The sequence below is a fragment of the Streptomyces chengmaiensis genome, from assembly GCF_029846775.1.
GTDB lineage: Bacteria > Actinomycetota > Actinomycetes > Streptomycetales > Streptomycetaceae > Streptomyces > Streptomyces chengmaiensis.
The window spans coordinates 14,674-27,577 of record NZ_JARWBG010000006.1; the positions used below are offsets into that span (position 1 = coordinate 14,674).

A 12,904-nucleotide genomic window follows, 5' to 3' on the forward strand; every position below is an offset into this window, starting at 1 on the left:
GTCGTGACTCATCGCGACTCAGAGCGGTGCCGGGTGGTGTTGAGTCGCGGTGAGTCACGACTCAGACAAATGTGGTTCTGGGGTTCGGAGGGTGATCCCGTTGTAGGTGGCGACCTGTCGGCCGTAGGCGTCGCGAGGGCGGGTCCGGTTGAGCTGGGGGATGACGGACAGCAGGTTGCGGCCGAACACCTGCTTGGTGCCGGGGCGTACGCCGTTGTCCTCGGCCCAGTCACGCCAGACCGCCCACAGGGCGTCTACGGGGACGTTGCACGCGGGTCCGGTGAGGCAGCGCTCGCGGACGAACGCGCTGGTGGGTGAGGCGGTGTCCTGCATGGTGGTGACCGCCTCGCGGCTGCATGCAGGCTCGGTGATCCGGCCCTTGGCTTCCAGCCGGGCGAGTCCGTCCAGGGCCCAATTGAGGATGCCGGGCATTTCGGCGGTGAGTCGGCTGAACAGGGTGGGGTCCTCTTTGCCCAGCCAGGAGACCGTCATGTTGAGGATCACGAAGCGGCGTGCGATGACCCCGGAGGAGTCGCCGAAGTACGGCAGCTCGTTGGACAGGATCATCAGCCTCGTGGGCAGCTTGCCGGTCCACACTTCGCGGTACTTGCGGTCGACGTCGATGGTGTCTTCGCCGGAGATGGTCAGCAGCCGTTCCACGACCTGGCTGTTGTTGTCGTTGCCGGCCAGGCGGGCATCGGCGATGACTGCCAGGGGCTTGCCCACGAGTGTCGACAGTCCGAAGTTCGTGGCGAGCCCGGCGAGCGTCGGCCCGGCGAGGTTCTCCTTGCCGACCAGCTCTTTCAGCACGCGGGCGATGGTGCCCTTGCCGGACCGGGACGGGCCGACCATGAGCAGGATCTTCTGCTGGTCCGTGCGGCCGGACAGGACGTAGCCGAACCACTCCTGAAGCGCCTGGATGGCGTCGGGTTCTCCGCGCCAGATCTGGCCCAGGAACCAGTGCCAGGTCGGCGCGGTCGCCTGCGGGTCGTAGGCGAAAGGGACGGAGCCGTGGTTGAAGAACCCGGGGTCGTGCGGAAGCAGCTCGCGGTTGTGGATGCGTAGCAACCCGTTCTGGCACGCCACGATCGGGCTGGCGTCCTGCCGAGCGGCGTTGCGGTCGATCCACGCGGGCGCGTCGACATCGGCGGGCAGCAGGGTGATGGCCTCCAGCGCGTCGAGCAGGTTGCTGATCTTCGGCTTCGTGGGGGCCCACTCGCGGTACTCGGGTTCCCCGTCCTTGTCCGTGCCCGTTTGGTAGATGGCGTGCTCCAGTCGCTCGTACAGTGAGGCCCGGACCTGCTTCTCGTCCAGCTCGCGCCAGCACGTGCCGTTCCACCGCATCCACGAGCCGCGCCAGCGGCGGACCGTTAGCCGTCCGTCCTCGGTCCGCCAGGCCGGGACCAGCCGCCGGGCGACGGCCAGAGGGTTGGAGGGTGCGGGCAATTCTTCGGGGGCGGTCACGCTGCCCTCCCCTGGGCGGTGGCCATGCCGTTGGTGACAGCCCGGCGCGCGTAGTGCTCGGGGACCCCGACCGACACCGCGGCGGCCATGATCTCCTCCCCGATGGCGTCCAGTCCGCAGGGTCCGGGGCACCGGGCGTGCTGGGAGGCGAGGAACTGGGCGACGCCGAACGCCTGCGATCCGGCGCCGGAGTCGGTGTGGCTGCGCACCTTGGTCAGGCCCCTTTCCAGCCCGGTGCGGACGTACGTCTCGGTGTGGCGGCACCCGGTGGCCACGGTCCGACCCCACCGTGCGCGGGGGGAGGAAGAGACCACGGCGCCGCGCGGAGGAGTGGTGTCTTCCTTCACGGCGAGGTGGCGGACGACCGGCGGCAGGGCTGTCATGGTGCCGCTCCCGGGGCCGAGCCAGCGGGCGTAGGACATGTGCGACTTGATGTCCACACCGGGCCGTACGGCGTTGGCGGACCGCATCGTGCCCAGGTAGATCCAGTGCTCTCCGCGCGTCGTGGCCACTGTCCTGGTGAGCGGCAGCGTGCGGCGGGCCCAGGCGACGGCGTGAGCGTCGTCCAGGTCCACGACAGTGAGCCCGGCGCCAGCGGGGTGGTAGGCGACGCCGACGGCCCGCCGCCAGGCCGGTGCCCATGCTGGGGAAGTGAGGACCGTGGGGTCGGCGGTGGCGGCGGCCCAGCCGTGGCAGACGCCGGGGCACTGGCAGGCGCCGGCGCACTTCATGTGGGGACGCCCGCCGCAGGCACCGTCCGTGCACGCTCGGCAGTTACCGAAGGGCACCTTGCCACGTCGGAGGGGCAGCACCGGCACGCCGGCGGTGGCCAGCGCGAGCGCGGTGTGCAGCAGGTCGCCATCCGTGCTCGCAGCGCGCGGAAGCGGGATCTTGCTGGGAGGTGTCATGCTTGGCGTTCTCCTGTTTCTATCGAAGGGACGGAGAGCCGGGGCGGTCGCGGTGTTGTGGTGACAGGCGACCGCCCCGGGCGGATTCAGGCGTTGGGGTGCTCGGCGCAGTTGCACTGGTAGTCGCGCCACTGGCAGTTCGGGCAGCGCCCGTCGGCCACGAGCGCGGCGCGCTGGTTGTGCTTGGCCCAGGCGGCGTACTGCTGGCGGACGTAGTCGCGCGCGTCGCAGGTAGTGGCGTTGTCGGCACCGTCCCTGTCCATCAGGCGGCGTCCGGCCTGGCGGGCCAGGTCGCAGGCGTCGCCGTGGGCGTCGGCCTTCTCGTCGTCCAGCGCGATGCGGTCCAGCAGCGCGGCTTTGCGGAGGAAGAACTCCCGCTCATCCTGTTCGCCGTTGCGCATGGCGCGGGCGGCCTGGGCGGTCCATCCGATCTCACTGATGACGCTCGGGGCCTGGGCGTACGCCTCGCGCGGTGTCGGCCACGGCTTGTTGTCGGTGGGCTTGTGGTCGGCGGTGACGTACAGGCGGGTGCGCTGCCCGTCGCGGGTGGGGTGCTGGCGTACGGAGCCGGTGGTGAACGTGTCGGCCAGCTCGCGCGTAACGCGTTCGGCCTGGGCGGGGTGGCAGATGACGCGGATCTCGAACACGGTTTTCTCCTCGCAGTTTTAGAACGGGTGCTGGTGGTGGGCGCAGGCCGGGTCGGTGCACCACGGGTCGTGCGCGGTGCGCCGGTGGCGGAGCCAGGCCGGGGGCTTGGGCAGCCACAGGTAGGCCAGGGGCAGGAACGGCGCGCAGTCGCAGTCGTCCCAGTCCGGCTCGTCCTGTCCGGGGCTGCCGCTCATCACCTCGCCCGCGCCGCCGCAGGTGGTGCAGTCGGGGTCGGGGGTGCGGTGCAGGGCGAGGATGGGGCGGGGGCCGATCTGGCGCCCGCCGCGCCGGGTGGCGACCCAGCCGCTCCAGTAGCGGACCGCGAGGCGCTTGCGGGCCAGCAGTCGGGAGATCACCAGTCCTCCTTGGTGCTGTCGGTGCTGGGCAGTTCGGGCAGTCCGGCGCGGGTGAGGGCGGCGGGGTCGAAGCCGGGCAGCGCGGCCCGGGCGGTGAGCGCCTGGGCGAGTGCGGCGGCGTAGGCGGCACCCTCGCGGGCCACCTCGATCTGCGCCCCGGCGCGCAGGGCCTCGACACGTTCGACGTGGGCGTGTTCCTCGCGCCGCTGGGCGGTGTGCCGCTCGTGCGTCTCGCGCTCGCGGCGGTCGGTGCGCCAGTAGCGGGCGGCCAGGCCGTAGGCGACGGCGGTGGCCACCGCCCACAGCAGCAGCGGCAGCGAGATGCCGTCCGCGTAACCGGCCACCCCGGCCAAGGCCAGCGCGCCAGCGGTGGCGAACGCGGTCCCGGCGATGACGCGATCACCCGCGCGCCCGGCCGAGGCGAAAGCGCCGGCGGTCGCGGCCCCGGCGGCGAGCACGACCATGAGGGCCGCGTTGCCGAAGCTGTGTTCGGCGCCGTTGGCGTTCCAGATCCGCCCGAGGATGAGCACCGTGGAGGTGGCCACCGCGGGTGTGGCCTTCGGGGCGGCGATGGCGAGCAAGTGGCGGGTGGCGAGGGGCTCGTTCACTGTCTGACTCCTCACAGGTCCGGGATGGCGTTGATGACGGCGCGGGTGAGTTCGTTGATCGGGCCGGAGGCGCCGGTGGAGGCGAGGAAGAAGCCGAACATCATGGCGATGAAGGCGGAGCCGTAGCCGAGGGTCTTGGAGCGCAGGAGGAAGAACAGGACGAGGCCGAACAGGGCGACGAGGGAGACGGTGATGGCCATGGGGTTATCCCTTCGGGGTGAACTTCTTGGGCTGGGTGGGGGTGCCGTCGCGGTAGAGGCGCAGCCACACGTTGTAGAGGTGGCGGCCGACGCGTATGCGCTTGCGGTCGCCCCGGCAGCGGCGGCAGGTCTTGCCGGGCTTGAGGCGTCCGCGGCGGTCCTTCTCGAGCGCGTAGCCGAAGCCCTTGCACTTGCGGCAGTTGCCGAACGGGGAAGTGGCGCACAGCCAGACGTAACAGAACGTGAGCAACAAGGTCAGCAGGCTAGCGGCGGCTATGAGGGTCACAAGGGGCCTCCCAGGGCGGTTTCAGGGGATGCGAGAGGGAGCCCGCTAGGCACTAGCGGGCTGATCAGGGGTTGTTTGGGTCGCTAGCGGGGGTGCTAGACCTAGCGGGGGTGCCCGCTAGGTCTAGCGGCGGGTTGCGGCTAGCTCGCGTCCCGCTTTCCGTCACGCTCCGCAATCGCGGTGGTGAGCTTGGCGCGTTCGAAGCCGCGCCGGTTGGCGCCCTTGCCGTCCTCGGTCTTGCCCCACACCTGGCCCGTGGGGACGCCGCAGGGCTTGAGGGCGGAGGTGAGCTGCTCCGGCTCCCATCCGCCGTAGACCTCCGGCCGCAGCTCCGCCAGCCGCGCCACGGCGACCTCGTTCCACACCTTCGGCTCCTCCGGGGCGACGACCGCCAGCAGGTCGCGCAGCAGGTCGTAGCTCGCTGCCGCGTCCACCTCCGGGGCCTGTCCGGCCGCGTGACCGGTCAGGGTGCCGGCGTCCTCGCGCAGCTTGCGGGCCCGCGAGGCGATCGCCTCGGCCACGACAGCGTCCACGTACACCGAGCGCACGATCCGGGCGTCACTGCCCTCGCCGACGAAGTAGTGGATGCCCTTGTCACCCCAGGCGAACATCGTGGCCCGCACCCCGCGCTTATAGGAGCCGGTGCCCAGGACCATGTCGTTCTCGATCTGGCCCATGACCTTCATGCAGAACCGGGTGGAGGCGTTCGCGCTGATGCCGGTCGGCAGGGACTTGGAGTCCGGCCGCTGGGTGGCCAGCAGCAGCGTGATCCCGGTCGCGGGACCGCGCTTGACCAGGTCGGTGCAGATCTCCTCGAACTCCGCCCCGTACTTGGGGTGCTCGAACCACACCTGGCACTCGTCCACCCCGACCACGATCGGGTGCAGGCCGAACTTCTTCATGCTGGCCAGCTCGGTGGTGACTTTGGACTCCGGGCAGATGTCGCGGGGCAGGGAGCGGATCATCTTCGCCCGGCGCCGCAGCTCCTCCCGCAGGGCCCGCAGGTCCTGGATCGCATGCTCGATGTCCTCCTCGTCCTCCCCGGCGCGGTGGCGGTGGGAGCACTTCTCCCCCACCGGATCGAGGTCGCCGGTGCCCTTGAGGTCGTAGGTGTGCAGCTCCGCGCGCGGGTCGAGGGCGGCGATGAGCAGCAGCAGGCGGAGCAGGAACGTCTTGCCCATGCGGGGAATGGCGCCGACGATGCCCGCGATGTACATCAGCGACAACTCCACCCAGCGTCCGCGCTGGTCAGTGCCGAACGCGGTGGGCTTGAACAGATCCACATGGCCGGACTTGGCCAGCGGCCAAGCGGGCTGCTTGGCCTTGGACATGTCCTGATCCCCCACCCACAGCACCAGCCGACCGGTGTGCTCATCCGGCACGGCCTCGGGCCACACGCACCCCAGCGGCCGGCGCAGACCGGAGGCGAGGCGGTCACGGCGGTCCATCACGTCCGAGACCGTCACGCCGTACGGGAGGTCGCCCTCGGCGCGCCAGCCGGGGCCGTCGCGGGTGATCGGGGCGGTGAACACGAACCCTTCCCGACCCTTGGCCACCGCCTGGTTGATCTGCGAAATGCTGAGCGCGGCCAGAGCGCGCAGCACGATGTCACTGGTGAGCTTCTGCGCCTTGGGCAGCTCCACCGCCCGGTTGATGACGGGCGCGTCCGGCGACTCGCCCGCGTAGCCGAGCGCCAGCACTACGGCACCCACGGACACGGTCATCAGCCAGGCCGGGGCGAGTACGTACAGCGCGAGGGCCGCGCCCAGGCCGATGAACGAGGCGAGCACGACCACGAGGGTCCGCAGCCGGACACGTCCGTCACGCTGCCGGGAGAGCTTGAGGTAGGTGGCCGCGTCCTCCTTATGGACCATGGCCAGGCGGACCGGCTCGCCCTCCTTGTCGGCCACCCACCGCATGGTTCCGCCCAGGAACTTCGCGGCCCCGCGCGGCGACTGCAGCGCCAGCCGCGCGGCGTAGGCCGGGGAGCGGAAGGCGTGGTACCCGGCCATGTGGCCGTAGTGCCGCACCACCCACCCGGCGGCCGTCTTCAGCTCGGCCGTCGACTTCAGCCACTCGGGGACGACCTGTCGGCGCTTGGCCCCGGCCAGCCGACCCAAGTAGCCCGGGCCCTTCTGCTCCGGTCCGTCGACCATGATGCGCGCGGTCGAGTCCGGCTCCGTGACGTGTTCCGGGGTCGGCTCGGAGGCGGTGGAGTCGGCCGACCCGCGGACGGAGCGGGCCTTGTCCAGGTCGACCACTTCCGCCCCTGAGTCGGCGGCCACGTCGGCTTCGAGCCGGTTGAACAGTTCGCTTTCGTCGTCGTGGTTCACTGCTGATTCCTTCCGGAAACGGGAGGGGATGGAAGGGGCCCGGACGGCGCTTTGGTCGGCGAGGCTTCCGGGCCCCGCTGGGCGAAGCTGCCCGTTCAGGCAGCGAGTTGGGGTGCGTCGGCGCAGGCCACGCACAGGCCGAGCGAGGTCGGGATGCGGTATCCGGCGTCCCGCCGGCACTCGGGGCAGATGCGGCGGGCTGTGTTCGCCTTGGCGAGCGCCGCCCACTTCGCGGGCGTCATCGGCCGGACCGGTTTGGCCAGGTCGAGGCGGTAGAGGTAGGCGACGCGGATCGAGCTGCGGCCCGGGCGCCAGTAGCGGTGCGAGTGCCACAGCACTTGCGCGGCGATCTCCTGGCCGCCGGGGCGTAAGCCGCGGGCCCTGAGCTGGCGGCGCGTGGCCAAGCCGTCCGGGGCCATCCGCCACGGGAAGGTGGGGATGCCGTACCGCTTGCCGGTCGGGTCGTACAGGCGTCGGCGGGCGGCCATTACGCGGCCGTCGCCTCAGCGCCAGCGTCCGGTTCAGCGCGCTCCGCCCTCAGCGTGTCGCGCAGCATCCGGCCGTTGGCCGATGACGTACGCACCGCCTTGCGGATCGCCTCAGCCGTCAGCTCCGCACCCGACCAGTCGGCCGTGACCGTCCGCGCCTCGGCCAGCAGCTCATCCGGCGTCCGGACCGGGCGCGGGGTCCGCGCCGCCTCCGGTACCCGACCGGTCGCCCGACGCGGACCCGACTCCACGGCAGCCACCGCCTTCACCGGAACCGGCTCAGCCGACTGGGTCGGCTCGTCTCCCGGCTCGGAGTCGACCTGCCCCACCGGCTCGATGACCGGGCCCGGGTCGGCCGACTCAGGGGCAGGCAGTTCGGACACCGCCGGGACTGGTTCGGGGGTCGACTCGTGCAGGTCAGACCTCAACCGATTTGCTGTGGTGTCTTCCGTTTCATCCGCGTTTATGGTCGGGATGGGTCGGTGGTGCAGGACCTTAGCCACGAGGTCGGAGCCGAAGAAAATCGACCCGACCGGAAGCGAGGTGGCCAGCAGCACGAGCACCCAGTTGGCCGGAGCCCAGTCGGCCAACTGCATCCGCTGGCCTCCACCGTGCAGTCCGGGCACCAGCCCGTGCACGTAGTTGAGCACCAGCGACGCGACCGTGTACCCGGCCAGCACCCGCAGCGCGAACGTCTTGTCCTTGCCGGTGAGGGTGAGGGTGGCGACCAGCGCCAGGGCCATCAGCCCATCGACCACGAAGGGGTAGAGCAGCGCGGCCGTGTCGTCCGCGCCGACCGTGCGGGCCACGTCGCGCTGGGCGTTCCACGAGACGCGAAACGCCATCCCGACCACGCCGACCAGAGCGGCGACCAGCAGCGTCTTGGGGTTGAAAATGCGCCTCATGCCGCCACCTCCGGCGCGGAGTGGGTGCCGGGGCGTCCCTCGCGGCGGCCGTTGACCGTCCCGAGCTCCGGACCGAGCCCGTGCCTGGGGGCGATGCTGAAGCCGCCGCCCTCCTGCTTGATCCGGTACATGTGCTCATCGGCCAGCCGCAGCAGGGCCGACAGATCAGCCGGGCGACGCCAGTAGCGGGCCACCCCAACCGACACGTGCACGTCGATGAGGCGACCCTCGAAGGGGACGGGCCGCTCAAGGCGACCGATCAACTCCAGCAGCTTCGCGCTGAGGTTGCCGGTGACGGTGTCCCTCGTGCCGCTCACGTCGGAGACGGCGGCGAACTCATCCCCGCCCAGTCGGCCGGCCACGCCGTGGTGCTCAGCCGCCCAGCCGCCCAGGCGCTGGCCGGTCGCGCTGATCACCGCGTCACCGGCCGCGTGGCCGTAGGTGTCGTTGATCTGCTTGAACCAGTTGAGATCCAGCACGAGCACGGCCCGCTGCTGCCCCTGGGACAGGCTCTTGCGGGCGCGCTCCTCGAACGCCTCGCGCGTCCACAGGCCCGTCAGCGGGTCGCGGCGCGCGTCCTCGATCCGGCGTCGCAGACGCAGGCTGTGCACGGACCATCCGGCCGCGAGCGGCAGCGCTGCGGACAGGGCCGTCAGGGTCTGGCTCATGCCGCCACCTCCCCGGCCTGGCCGGAACGGCCAGCGGTGCGGGCGGCGCGCAGGAACGGCACCGTGCGGGTCAGCGCATCCGCGTACAGCGCGTCCCACGCGGCGACCTCGTCACCCGCCTCGCCCTCGGCGGCCAGGTCCGCGATGACCTCCCGGGCCACGTCCAGCCGTGCCGCCCGCTCCTCGGCGCTCTCCGGTGCCAGCGGGCCCCGGAACAGGTGCCGGTCGATCCCCGCGGGCAGTTCCTCCATACCGAGCGCCAGTTCCGCGAACTCCGCCGCGTCCAGCACGCGGTGTGTGCCGATGTACGTACGCATGGATCACTCCTGACTCGAAGGGACGAAGAAGCCGGAGCGGTCGCGGTGTTGTGGTGACAGGCGACCGTTCCAGCTGTGAAGCCCGCATGCTCGGCTCCCCTCAACCCCGCCCGTACGAGACGGACAGGGGAGGCAACCGGCCCCAGCACCTTCAGTGCTGCGGCTACGGGTGGAGCCAGGCGAGACGGTGCCGGACAGCTCCGGCACTGCCTCGCCCGGCGGTGGTTCGGTGACGCGAAGGGGTGTTGCCGCCGTACCGGTCCCGTACGGCCGGCGCCCCCGTATGTCGGCGAGTCAAGATGACCTCCGATCACACAGAAGGTGCGCGAGGGTTTCACCAGTACCGTCGCCACGGTCACCGGTCCCGAGCCTCGCAATCTCGGGGCGCCCTATTCGCACTGCTCGGCGCCAGCAGAACGACCGCACCTCCACCCGAGCCCAACAGGCCCCGACAGCGTCGCGGTCGCCGACGGTCCTCACCCGGCCGTCACGGGGACAGGGCGCAACCCCTGTCGATCAATCTCTTGGCACGCTGTTCAGTTCTCAAGGACCAGTGGCGCGGGGCCCGTGGCGCGCGGCCGTAGCCGCCTTCCTGTCGGGCGATCCCGCACCGAACACGCAGGTGGAGCCATTGCGAGCACAGGCGGCGAAGGCTCTTTCGAGGCCACTCGTACTGGCACGTACCAGCATGTACTAGTACGAGCCAGTGTGCAAGAGTCCCGTGAAGTCCGTGCTAGGGCGTGCTAGTGAGTACGCTCGATGGCGTGACGATTGCTGAAGATGACCCCAGGCCACCCTCCGAGCAGGCAGCCGACATCCTGCGGCAAGAGATCTTGCGCGGCGACATCAGGCCCGGTGCCAGGGTCGGTTCCGTACGCGACCTGGCCGATCGGTTCAAGATCTCCGGTATGACCGTGCAGCGGGCACTTACGATCCTCCGGGACGGAGGGTTCATCACGACCACGTCTCGCGGCAGCTTTGCCCGCGACCCGAAGAGCATCGCCCAGTCGAACGGCGCTGACGCCGGCGGCACGCTTCCCGAAGTCCTGCGTCAGCTCGACCATGTCACCTCCCAGCTCTCGGACCTTCGCGACCGAGTTGAACGGCTGGAAGCCGAGCGTTCCGGTCGCGCTGTCGAGAACCAGTAGGCCGCATCGCGCCCCTGTTCACAGCGGACAGCGGTTAACACCCGCGCGGTGTTAACTGTTAACTCCCCACGTCAGGCGCAGTTTTGGGCAATGATGAGAGTCCGCCGCATCGCCTGACATCGGGGGAGCGATGAAGACGAAGCTGCAAGCGGCCCGTTCGGCCCGTGGATGGTCCCAGGCTCAGTTGATGGACGCAATGGAGGATGCCGCCGTACGGCTTGGCATCGAGCTGCCGTCGCGATCGAGCCTCAAGACGCAGGTGTCCATGTTCGAGAACGGCCGGCGGGAGCCGGGGCCGGAGTACCAGGCACTCTTCTGCGAGGTCTACGAGGCGACCCGCATGGAACTCGGCCTGGCTGTCGAGTTCGCGCCGTCCCAGCTCGAAGCATTGCCCACGCTGCCGATACCGAGCGCGACATCACCCACGGCGAACCCGGCCATTCTCGACTACCTCAGGTCCGTGTTCCTCCAGCACGTGCAGGCAGAGCCGCTGGTGGGGCCCCGCTTCCTGGTGCCCGCTGTCCAAAGCCAAATGCCGCTGATCGAGGAGCTGTGCAAGGACGCATCCGGACCGCTGAGGGATGAGGTCGTTCGCGTGGGGGCCCGATATGCCGAACTTCTGGGGTGGCTCCACCAGGACACGGGCGACTCGAAGTCGGCCATGCTCTGGACGAACCGCGCACTCGACTACGCGTCTGAGCTGGACGACCCTGCACTCAGCGCCTATGTCTTCCACAGGCGCAGCAACATCGCGGCTGAGGCCGGGCAGGCCGGGTACGCGGTCGGCCTCGCCAACGCGGCTCTGAAGGAGGCTCGGAAGCTGCCCCACCAGGTTCGAGCCGTGGCACTTCGGGCCCGCGCCAACTCCTACGCCTTGCTGGGCCAGGCCGACGACTGTGCCCGTGCTCTGGACGAGGCGCGGGTACTCGCCGACGAAGCCCCCGATGACGGTGCCAGCCTCGCCCCGTACTGCTCGGTGTCGTATATCGACATGGAAGCCGCGAACTGTGCGCTCCAGCTCCAGCGCCCCGAACAGGCGGTGAAGACCCTGGAAGCGAGCCTCACCCGGTGGCCGGCGGAGCAGCAGCGGGACCGGGGCCTGTGCCTGGCGCGGCTCGCCACGGCATACGCACAGCTCGAAGACGTGGAGGGCGCGTACAACGCCGCCTCCGAGGCAGCCGCGATCGCACAGGCGACGGGCTCAGCGCGCATCTTCGCTGAGCTTGGGCGGCTCCAGCCGCTCCTCCAGCCGTGGCGGAAGCTGGTGGAGATTTCAGAGCTGAATCGACTCTTGGGCAGTATGAGAGGGAGCTGACCGGACCAGAGGAGAGCCGTGAACCTGCTTCCCACCATCACCACCACCGATGTCCAGGAACAGGCACCGCGCGTGGCCGTACTGCCGATCGGGTCGTACGAGCAGCACGGAGGCCACCTGCCGCTCATCACAGACACAGCGATCGCCTGCATCATCGCCCGCGAGCTGGCAGCCGCGTACCCGGTGCTCGCTCTCCCGCCCATCACGATCGCGTGCAGCCACGAGCATGGGACGTGGCAGGGGACAGTCAGCATCAGCGCGCGAACCCTACACGCTGTGATCACGGACATCGCGTCGTCCCTGGAAGCCTCCGGGGTCCGGAAGCTCGTGCTGGTCAACGCCCACGGCGGGAACTACGTACTCTCCAACATCGTGCAGGAGGCCAACCTCACCGAGCCGCGCATGAGCCTCTTCCCGCAGGGGCGGGAGTGGAACCGAGCACGCGAGCACGGCGGTCTGGTCAGCAACGCGCATGACGATATGCACGCGGGTGAGATCGAAACGTCCATCCTGCTGCACGCGGAACCTTCCATTGTCCGACCGGGCTACGAGAACGCCGACCACGACGCTAGCCACCGGCCGTTCCTGCTCACGCTCGGCATGAAGGCATACACCGAGACGGGCGTCATTGGCTTCCCTTCGTTGGCCACCGCGGAGAAGGGCAAGGCGGTCTTGGAAAGCCTCACGGCGAGCTTCGCGGACCACCTGGCGGCGCTCGGCGAGGCGTAGCCACTCCGCGTGCTAGAGGCGGTCACCAGCACCGGCTCCTGCCAGAACTCAGAGGCGCTGTCCGGGCTTACCCGAGCACCCCGACCACGTGATACAGAACGACGACAGCGAGGCCCGCGCCGATCAGGCACGGCCCATCGCCGGGCAGCCGGGGAAGTGGGCGGCCTCGGTGGCGAGGTGCGCCCGGGTGGCGTGCGAGACCTGCACGCCAGACTTTTCCTACGTTCATCAAGGCGGCTCGCATTCGCTCGCCGCGCGGCGCGGCCCCCGGCCGGACCTGCGCTCCTGTCTCCGCCCCACTCCAGCCCGGCCGGTGCCCGCGCCGCGGGCTACAGCGATCAGCCACCTGATGCCAGAGAAGAGGTGCGTCGCGGCTGGGGCGGTCGACTCCACGGCTTTACGGAGCCAGTTTGGCGCGAGCCTCGCAGATCACGGCCCCAACGTCGTGCTTTACCGGGCAGGTCCACAGACTGCCCGACGCGCCGGAAGCTTACGGGGCCATGATCACTCGCGCCAAAGCAGCGCCACCCC

The 12,904-nt window shown here is 70.1% G+C and carries 15 protein-coding genes; 3 read left to right on the top strand and 12 right to left on the bottom strand.

The genetic code is table 11. The features are described 5' to 3' along the window. Positions 1 to 54: 54 nt before the first annotated feature. The 12 genes from QCN29_RS07695 to QCN29_RS07750 all read right to left on the bottom strand — a co-directional run bounded on the left by QCN29_RS07695 (position 55) and on the right by QCN29_RS07750 (position 9,181). Entirely contained in the window at positions 55 to 1,464 is a 1,410-nt protein-coding gene (locus tag QCN29_RS07695; protein ID WP_279926979.1) for a DNA primase family protein, read from the bottom strand. Continuing rightward, positions 1,461 to 2,372, bottom strand: a complete 912-nt coding sequence (locus tag QCN29_RS07700) for a bifunctional DNA primase/polymerase (RefSeq protein WP_279926980.1) — start codon at positions 2,370 to 2,372, stop codon at positions 1,461 to 1,463. Before QCN29_RS07700 ends, QCN29_RS07695 begins: the two co-directional genes overlap by 4 nt. Positions 2,373 to 2,458: 86 nt before the next feature. Beyond that, positions 2,459 to 3,019 (bottom strand): hypothetical protein, encoded by a 561-nt coding sequence (locus QCN29_RS07705; RefSeq protein ID WP_279926981.1) that lies wholly within the window; start codon positions 3,017 to 3,019, stop codon positions 2,459 to 2,461. 18 nt (positions 3,020 to 3,037) lie between these two features. Further along, positions 3,038 to 3,376 carry a hypothetical protein gene (locus QCN29_RS07710; protein WP_279926982.1) on the bottom strand — a complete coding sequence of 113 codons (339 nt, stop codon included), beginning with the start codon at positions 3,374 to 3,376 and terminating at the stop codon, positions 3,038 to 3,040. Then, a complete protein-coding gene (locus QCN29_RS07715; protein WP_279926983.1) occupies positions 3,373 to 3,984 on the bottom strand; it encodes a hypothetical protein in 612 nt (203 codons plus the stop codon). The genes QCN29_RS07710 and QCN29_RS07715 overlap by 4 nt, the downstream gene beginning before the upstream one ends. An 11-nt stretch (positions 3,985 to 3,995) precedes the next feature. Then, entirely contained in the window at positions 3,996 to 4,184 is a 189-nt protein-coding gene (locus QCN29_RS07720) for a hypothetical protein (RefSeq protein WP_279926984.1), read from the bottom strand. A 4-nt stretch (positions 4,185 to 4,188) separates the two neighbouring features. Beyond that, positions 4,189 to 4,470 carry a hypothetical protein gene (locus tag QCN29_RS07725; RefSeq protein WP_398859145.1) on the bottom strand — a complete coding sequence of 94 codons (282 nt, stop codon included), beginning with the start codon at positions 4,468 to 4,470 and terminating at the stop codon, positions 4,189 to 4,191. Between the two features lie 140 nt (positions 4,471 to 4,610). After that, a complete protein-coding gene (locus QCN29_RS07730; protein WP_279926986.1) occupies positions 4,611 to 6,803 on the bottom strand; it encodes a cell division protein FtsK in 2,193 nt (730 codons plus the stop codon). A 95-nt stretch (positions 6,804 to 6,898) separates the two neighbouring features. Continuing rightward, positions 6,899 to 7,291: an RRQRL motif-containing zinc-binding protein gene (locus QCN29_RS07735; RefSeq protein WP_279926987.1), complete on the bottom strand. Its 393-nt coding sequence runs from the start codon at positions 7,289 to 7,291 to the stop codon at positions 6,899 to 6,901. Then, positions 7,291 to 8,196, bottom strand: coding sequence for a DUF2637 domain-containing protein (locus QCN29_RS07740; RefSeq protein WP_279926988.1), 906 nt, complete (start codon positions 8,194 to 8,196; stop codon positions 7,291 to 7,293). Before QCN29_RS07740 ends, QCN29_RS07735 begins: the two co-directional genes overlap by 1 nt. Further along, positions 8,193 to 8,864, bottom strand: a complete 672-nt coding sequence (locus tag QCN29_RS07745) for a GGDEF domain-containing protein (protein ID WP_279926989.1) — start codon at positions 8,862 to 8,864, stop codon at positions 8,193 to 8,195. Before QCN29_RS07745 ends, QCN29_RS07740 begins: the two co-directional genes overlap by 4 nt. Continuing rightward, the gene (locus tag QCN29_RS07750; RefSeq protein WP_279926990.1) at positions 8,861 to 9,181 is read right to left on the bottom strand and encodes a hypothetical protein; all 321 of its coding nucleotides are present in this window, start codon (positions 9,179 to 9,181) and stop codon (positions 8,861 to 8,863) included. The genes QCN29_RS07745 and QCN29_RS07750 overlap by 4 nt, the downstream gene beginning before the upstream one ends. Before the next feature lie 764 nt (positions 9,182 to 9,945). Here QCN29_RS07750 and QCN29_RS07755 point away from each other — a divergent pair. From QCN29_RS07755 to QCN29_RS07765, 3 genes are all read left to right on the top strand, one after another. Beyond that, positions 9,946 to 10,329, top strand: a complete 384-nt coding sequence (locus QCN29_RS07755; protein WP_279926991.1) for a GntR family transcriptional regulator — start codon at positions 9,946 to 9,948, stop codon at positions 10,327 to 10,329. A 187-nt stretch (positions 10,330 to 10,516) separates the two neighbouring features. Continuing rightward, the gene (locus QCN29_RS07760) at positions 10,517 to 11,644 is read left to right on the top strand and encodes a hypothetical protein (protein WP_279926992.1); all 1,128 of its coding nucleotides are present in this window, start codon (positions 10,517 to 10,519) and stop codon (positions 11,642 to 11,644) included. A gap of 18 nt (positions 11,645 to 11,662) precedes the next feature. After that, positions 11,663 to 12,373, top strand: a complete 711-nt coding sequence (locus QCN29_RS07765) for a creatininase family protein (protein ID WP_279926993.1) — start codon at positions 11,663 to 11,665, stop codon at positions 12,371 to 12,373. The last annotated feature ends 531 nt before the right edge of the window (positions 12,374 to 12,904 follow it).